The sequence below is a fragment of the Sulfurimonas sp. genome (assembly GCF_041563035.1).
GTDB lineage: Bacteria > Campylobacterota > Campylobacteria > Campylobacterales > Sulfurimonadaceae > Sulfurimonas.
Genome location: NZ_JBFFNS010000014.1, coordinates 67,424 through 74,218 on the forward strand (window position 1 = coordinate 67,424; position 6,795 = coordinate 74,218).

General features: G+C 33.4%; 8 protein-coding genes. 1 reads left to right on the forward strand and 7 read right to left on the reverse strand.

Annotated features, from left to right (window positions below; translation table 11 throughout):
• Window positions 1–15 precede the first annotated feature (15 nt).
• Window positions 16–294, reverse strand: a complete 279-nt coding sequence (locus ABZC13_RS09925; RefSeq protein ID WP_373002959.1) for a hypothetical protein — start codon at window positions 292–294, stop codon at window positions 16–18.
• A complete protein-coding gene (rsmH, locus tag ABZC13_RS09930) occupies window positions 284–1,207 on the reverse strand; it encodes a 16S rRNA (cytosine(1402)-N(4))-methyltransferase RsmH (RefSeq protein WP_373002961.1) in 924 nt (307 codons plus the stop codon). The genes ABZC13_RS09925 and rsmH overlap by 11 nt, the downstream gene beginning before the upstream one ends.
• A 91-nt stretch (window positions 1,208–1,298) precedes the next feature.
• Between rsmH and ABZC13_RS09935 the strand changes: the two genes are divergently transcribed.
• Complete coding sequence (locus tag ABZC13_RS09935) at window positions 1,299–2,960, forward strand: response regulator (RefSeq protein ID WP_373002963.1); 1,662 nt, start codon at window positions 1,299–1,301, stop codon at window positions 2,958–2,960.
• A 5-nt stretch (window positions 2,961–2,965) separates the two neighbouring features.
• Here ABZC13_RS09935 and ABZC13_RS09940 read toward each other — a convergent pair whose 3' ends face one another.
• The 5 genes from ABZC13_RS09940 to ABZC13_RS09960 all read right to left on the reverse strand — a co-directional run.
• Window positions 2,966–3,268, reverse strand: a complete 303-nt coding sequence (locus tag ABZC13_RS09940; RefSeq protein ID WP_373002973.1) for a metal-sulfur cluster assembly factor — start codon at window positions 3,266–3,268, stop codon at window positions 2,966–2,968.
• A gap of 39 nt (window positions 3,269–3,307) precedes the next feature.
• Window positions 3,308–4,543, reverse strand: coding sequence for a hypothetical protein (locus tag ABZC13_RS09945; RefSeq protein WP_373002965.1), 1,236 nt, complete (start codon window positions 4,541–4,543; stop codon window positions 3,308–3,310).
• 9 nt (window positions 4,544–4,552) lie between these two features.
• Window positions 4,553–4,894: a hypothetical protein gene (locus ABZC13_RS09950; protein WP_373002967.1), complete on the reverse strand. Its 342-nt coding sequence runs from the start codon at window positions 4,892–4,894 to the stop codon at window positions 4,553–4,555.
• Between the two features lie 114 nt (window positions 4,895–5,008).
• The gene (locus ABZC13_RS09955) at window positions 5,009–6,241 is read right to left on the reverse strand and encodes a glutamate-5-semialdehyde dehydrogenase (protein WP_373002969.1); all 1,233 of its coding nucleotides are present in this window, start codon (window positions 6,239–6,241) and stop codon (window positions 5,009–5,011) included.
• 1 nt (window position 6,242) lies between these two features.
• Window positions 6,243–6,795, reverse strand: a 553-nt coding sequence (locus ABZC13_RS09960) for a glutamate 5-kinase (protein ID WP_373002971.1), incomplete at its 5' end; no start/stop codon positions are given.

Sequence of the window (6,795 nt, forward strand, 5' to 3'; positions counted from 1 at the left end):
TTTCCTTGGGGAGTGTTAAAAAAGTGTATCTAGTATTTGATTTTTAAATCGTATAGATTCAACGGAAGCGTTTATCAGTCTGTTTTCTTCTATGAGCGTATCGTACTCACCTTTTAGTTTTGAGATATCTCTACTTTTGAAGTAGATTTGTTGCTGTATATATATCTTTGGGAATATTGCCAAAGCGACAAAACTCATAAGAAGCAACGTAAAAACCAGATACTCGAAATCAAGTTTTTTTTTCTTGTTTAATACCTGTTCTACTTCATCTAAGAGTTCATGCTTATCGCTCATAATGAAATACTCTCATTTTTGCACTTCTGCTTCTTGGGTTTTGTTTTAACTCATCATCTTGTGCAGTTATAGGCTTTTTACTTAAAATTCTTCCCTTAGCATTATCTCTAGAACATGTACATCTCATAGCTTCATCAGGACAGATGCAATTTTTGCTCCACCTTATATATGTCTGTTTTACTATTCTATCTTCTAGAGAGTGAAAAGATATAATAGCGACTATAGCATCTGAGAACTCAGAATCTTCTATGCTTTGAAGAAGAGACTTAAGTTCTCCCAGTTCATCATTTACTTCGATGCGAATAGCCTGCATCAGAAGTGTCGCTGGGTGAATCTTTTTACCATGCGGCATTAGATGCTTTGTAGCGTCACTTAACTCTTTTGCAGACGCAAATGGACGAGCGTTAACTATTGCTGATGCTATCTTTTTATAGTTTCTAAGTTCACCATACTCTAGTAAAATATTTTCAAGCTCTGTGCTAGAGTATTCATTTACAACATTCTCGGCACTAAGGGGTGCATCTTTATCCATTCTCATATCAAGGTTCTCACTCTCATAAGAGAAACCTCTGTCTTTTTGATCAAGTTGAAGAGAAGAGACTCCGATGTCTGCTAAAACACCTCTGATTTTGTCTACTCCATACTCAGAAATTATATCTTTAATAACAGATGAAAAACGACCTTTTCTGATGCTTACTCTATCTCCATATTCTTCTAAGCGTTTTGTAGAAAAGTCTATTGCTGTTTGATCTTGATCTATTGCGATTAACTCAATATTTGGGTTTGCTTCTAGTATCATTGAAGAGTGTCCGCCATACCCCATAGTACAGTCAATAATAATCCCATTATCAAGATTTATAAAAGTGTCTACCACTTCTCTGTATAGAACTGGAATATGTGGGATATTTTGCAAAAAAAGCCTTTAGTTATATTAAACAGATTATACATTAACTTTGTAAATTTTAATTTTTAATAGTGTATTATAAAGAAAAAAAGGCCACTATTTGAAAATAATCTTTTTACTCTCTTTAATCTACTCATTTGTTTTAGCCAATCAAAGTCAAATCGTATTAGGTACTTTTTCAACTAAAGAAATGGCTGAGAATGTACAACACAGTGTAAATAAGATTATTGAAAAAGATATAAAATTTCAAAGCTTTTTGGATAAAAATTCACTTAAAACTGTTTCAAAAAAATATAGTAAATACTTCATAGTAACTATAGAACCGTTTAGCGACATAGTAACAAGGTACTCAGTATTAAATAAAATCAAAAAAACAAAATTCAAAGATGCCTATGTCCTTAAACTAGAGAACAAAGAAAAGAAGCAAAATACAATAGCTATAGAAGAACCAGAGATAATAGACGATCCTCTTTTAATGCCAGAACCTGATATAAAAAGTATCAAAGTAGAACCATTAACACAAAAAAGTGATATAAATGAAAGAAAAAAGAAAAAAAAAGATATAGTAATAAAAGAAAAGACTTCTCCAAAACAAACTAAGGAACTTGATGTGTTAGAAACTTACTTTAATGAGATAATTGCAGCTATTGCAATTCTAATCTTAATAATAGTCTACTTTATGATTAAAAAGTCTCAACAAAAACAAAAAGATGACTTCGAAGATTCAACACCTGTACTTAACGAAAAAGAAGCTCGAAAAGAGCGTATAGAAGAAATTGAAGAAGAAGTAATAGTTGAAGAAGAAACCAAAGAACCTGAGCCTATGGTTATGCAGGAGCAAATAGAAGCAATAAGTTTTGAAGCTTTACGCGGAGAAGAAGAAGGTAGTTTTGGAGTAGAAGAGTCAGTTACAGAAGTTGAAGAAGAAAAAGAACATTCTGTTAGATTAAAAAGAGTAAAAAGGGATATACCGCCTCATGGAAAAATAACTAAAGATAACTTTAGAGAATTTGCAGGTCAAAAAATTCTAGTTGCTGAAGACAATATCATTAACCAAAAAGTTATTACAGGTCTTTTAGCAGATTCAGGCATAGAAGTTACTATTGCTGATGATGGACAGTTTTTACTTGAAATACTAGAAAAAGACAGTGATTTTAACTTTATACTTATGGATGCACATATGCCCAGAGTCGATGGTTTTGAAGCAACAAGAAGAATAAGAAAAAATCCAAATTATAACCATATAGTTATTATAGCACTTAGTGGAGACACTGCCCCTGATGATATTAGAAAGATGACTGAAGCCGGTATGGAAGAGCATCTTGAAAAACCACTTAGAATAGAAGCTATGTACGACACATTATATGCATATAATGACTCTTCTAAAAAGATTCCTGATGAGTTTGTTGAGATAGTTATAACTGATGAACTAGATACAGATAAGGGTTTAAATATCTGTGGAGACGATGTAGACTTTTATCATGAGATACTTAGTGAGTTTGTAAATACTTACTCTGATTCTCCTACAAAACTCCAAGAGTTTATTAACCATAGTGAAATGGCTAAAGCTGATCGTTATCTACTTGATCTAAGTGGTATTACTGCAAATATTGGAGCAAACCACATAAGTAAAATCGCCTCAGATTTAAAAGAAGCTATCGTAAATCCAGAAGATAAAAAATATGTTGAACTTATTAAAGAGTATGCGAAATCGCTCTACATTCTTTTAGAAGACATAAAAAAGTATAAAGAAAGAGCTTAGAACTTTTAAGCTCCGCCAAGCACTTTTTTTACATTGTCATCAGCCATCGTTACATTCCACGCTGGTTCCCAAACTAATTCAACCTCTACACTTTTAATATTTGCCATTTTTTCAACTGACTCTTTTACCCACTGCAGTATCATCTGATGCATAGGACATGCTTTTGTAGATAGTGTCATAGTTACATGAGCATTACCTTCATCGTCGCACTCAGCATCGTATATAAGTCCCATCTCTACAAGGTTAAATCCAACTTCTGGATCAATTACAGTTGAAATTGCTAAAAATAGTTCTTCTTTTGTGTACATCATAATTTTTATTCCTTAATTTTATTTTTCTAAAGTGTCTTATTTATAATTTATCATGTAAAACATATTTCTAACTAGTGCCAATGCACCAACAACTAAAAATGAAGCACCTGCTTTTACGAGAGTGTCATCTTGAGCTAAAATGGCTACTGTTATAACAGTTACACCAACAGCACAAAATACAAACTGAGCATGAGAACTTTTCTTAGGCAACATATCTGCAAGCATTGGTACTTTTTCTTTACCGACAAGTGGAGAAAAACGCTCAAACCAAACAAGGAATGGAACTATCTTATATATATGTCCAGTTATCGCAAATCCAAAAAAACCGAAAAATATCAACCAGCCGCTAGCTAGTAACAATGGTTCATAAGATACTAAAAGATATGCAACACCTAAAACCAATGATACGATCATTGAAAAATATGAATAGATCAATGAAATAGCATATATATCCAACTCTTTTCTGGCTCTTGTTTTAAAAATAGTATATACCATATAGAAGTACAATATCAAAGATGCCACCGCTAAAGCGTATCCAAGATACGCTATTGCCATATACTCTACGAATGAAGATAATACAACAAGAATAACGGAAGTGCTCATAAGCGCTATGGAAACTTCTAAAGGCTTCATAGAAAAACCATGTGATAATCCAAACATAGGGAGCAGTACAACAGATAGTCCCATTAGCGTTATAACAATATAACCACCTATGACCAGATATACATGTGAACGCAGAAGTGACATAATATCTACCTCTATAGTTCCTGCGTACCCAAGTGCCATTAGAAGACCAAAAATAATTCCAAAAAATAAAAATGTATTTGAGATGAGGACACTACTCATGACCAGATTTAGCTTTTTAACTTTTTTTAGGGTTGAGAATATCTCCATAACGAATATCATCATGGATATAAGGACAACTGTACCTCCATAAGGCAGCAGTGCAGGATAGCCTAAAAATCCAACTACCATTAAAAGAGTTCCAATGCCAAGAAGTGGCCATATAGCATAAAAAAGTTCTACAGCTGCATGTCCTACTTCCAATACTACCGGAACAAGCTGCGCCATAGCTCCAAAGATTACCATCATTACAAACCCAAGTAGGTATAGATGCACAAAACTAAGTACTTTTGTATCTAATATATAAAGATTGTCAGATGAGAGAAAAAATAGATATAAAGATGCTAGAAGGTAAAACAGACTCCCCAATATAAAAAAGGGGGATATAAGTTTAAATGGTGGTGCAAAATCTTGCGAGATAGAAAACATTTTACTCTTTTAGTGACAAGCAGTTTGAGTTAGATCTGAATCCACTCCTGCATTTACATTTGTAAATGTAACTTTAACCAGCCCGCCTTCTACATCCTCAACAGAATGTGATATATCTGCTTCAAGTTTACCGAATAGTCCGCCAGGAGATTTATGATTGATCATAACTAGAATGTTATTTGTATTTTTGATAAGTCTTAGACCACTCATTGCATTCACCATTGGATCTGGTGGTCCACATTTTGATGTATCGAAGTAGTAAGTACTTACTCCATCTTTGACCAACTCAAAAAAATCTACAGTTGCGCCAGTTACTTCTATTTTAGTTGCTTCGCTTGGAATTAGAGACATGTAATAAATCCTTATTTAATTATTTTTCTATTGTAATCAAGATTTATCTATATCACATTGATATGTATCAACAATTGGCTAGATTGGCAAATTTAGTCAAAAGTTGTCACTTTTTTATCTAATTTGTCCACTTCCATATATCTTAAACTTGTATGTAGTCAATCCTTCGATTCCCATTGGACCACGTGCGTGAAGCTTATTTGTGCTTATACCAACCTCTGCGCCAAAACCAAAAGCTCCACCATCAGTAAAACGTGTAGAAGCATTTACATAAACAGCTGCTGAATCTATAGCATTTAAAAACTTCTCAGCAGATGTGATATCTTCTGTGATTATAGCTTCAGAATGACCTGATCCAAATCTCACAATGTGTTCTATCGCACCTTCAACTCCATCTACTACTTTGATATTTAAAATATTTGCTAAATACTCAGTATCGTAATCTTCATCAGTAGCATGTTTAGCCTCTATAATAGCCTGAGTCTCTAAACAACCCTTTAACTCGGTATGAGCTTTATCAAATTCAACTTTTAATTTTGGAAGTGCACTAGATGCAATAGCACGATCTACTAAAAGAGTCTCCATCGCGTTACAAACACCTGGTCTTTGAACTTTTGCATTTATGGCTATAGCAATTGCGTTATCAAGTTTTGCATCTTTATCTATGTATGTATGACACTGTCCTTTGTCATGCTTAACTACACTTACAGTTGCATTTTCACTAACATATTTGATAAGCCCTGCTCCACCACGAGGAATTATTAAATCAACATACTTATCCATCTTAATAAGTTTTGCAACGCCCTCTCTTGAGGAATCTTCTAAAAGTGACACTAAAGATTTAGGCAAATTATTTTTAGCTAATACACCTTGAAGAACTTTTGCTATTGCTCTGTTTGAGTTCTCTGCTTCTTTTCCACCTTTTAGCACACATACATTTGAGCTTTTAAAACATAGAGCTGCTGTATCACTTGTAACATTTGGACGAGATTCATAAATAATACCTATTACCCCAATTGGAATACTTACTTTTTCAATTTTTAATCCATCTTCTGTAACCCAGCCATCTAAAACACGACCAACAGGTTCTTTAAGTCCAGCAATTTCTTCAATAGCTACAGCCATTGCATCTATACGACTCTCATCTAAAAGAAGTCTATCCTTTAATGCTGATGACAAATCGTTTTTATGAGCGTCTGTCATATCTAGAGCATTTGCCTCTAATAATTCTAGAGTCTTGTTTCTAAGAGCTACTGCCATCTCTTTTAAAATTCTGTTTTTATCATGTCCACTTATTGTAGAAAGGATTCTGCTTGCTGATTTTGCTTCTTGTAAAAATTTTTCCATACTATTTCTCCTTAGCTGTTTTTGACTCAAAGATTGTACCCAATGTATGTTTTCCTTCTAAAAGGAATGACTCGGCAGAACTCAAATCAAACCCGTTAGTCAAAAACATTTTTCTCTTGTTTTTCATCATAAATTCTGCAGCTTTTAACTTTGTAACTATTCCACCTGTTGCAAACGGGTCATTTGGAGTACCTGAATCATTAAGTGCTTCTTTTGGCAGTTCAGTAACCACTTTATAAATTTTTGCATCCTCATGATCTTGAGGGTTTTTATCATAATATCCATCAATATCACTCAAAATCACTAATAATTCAGCATTAATTGCATGAGCCACACTTGCCGATAATTGGTCATTATCACCAAAAAGTTGTTCAGGTGTTGATGTTATATCATTTTCATTAACGATAGGCAAAATATCATTGCTTAAATGGGCATCTATAATCTCTTGAAACATTTTAGTTCTTTTTCTGGAGTCAAAGTCATCCTCAGTCAGTAGTATCTGAGCAGTATCTATATTATAAATATCAAATTTCTTTTTATAACTTGTCATTAAA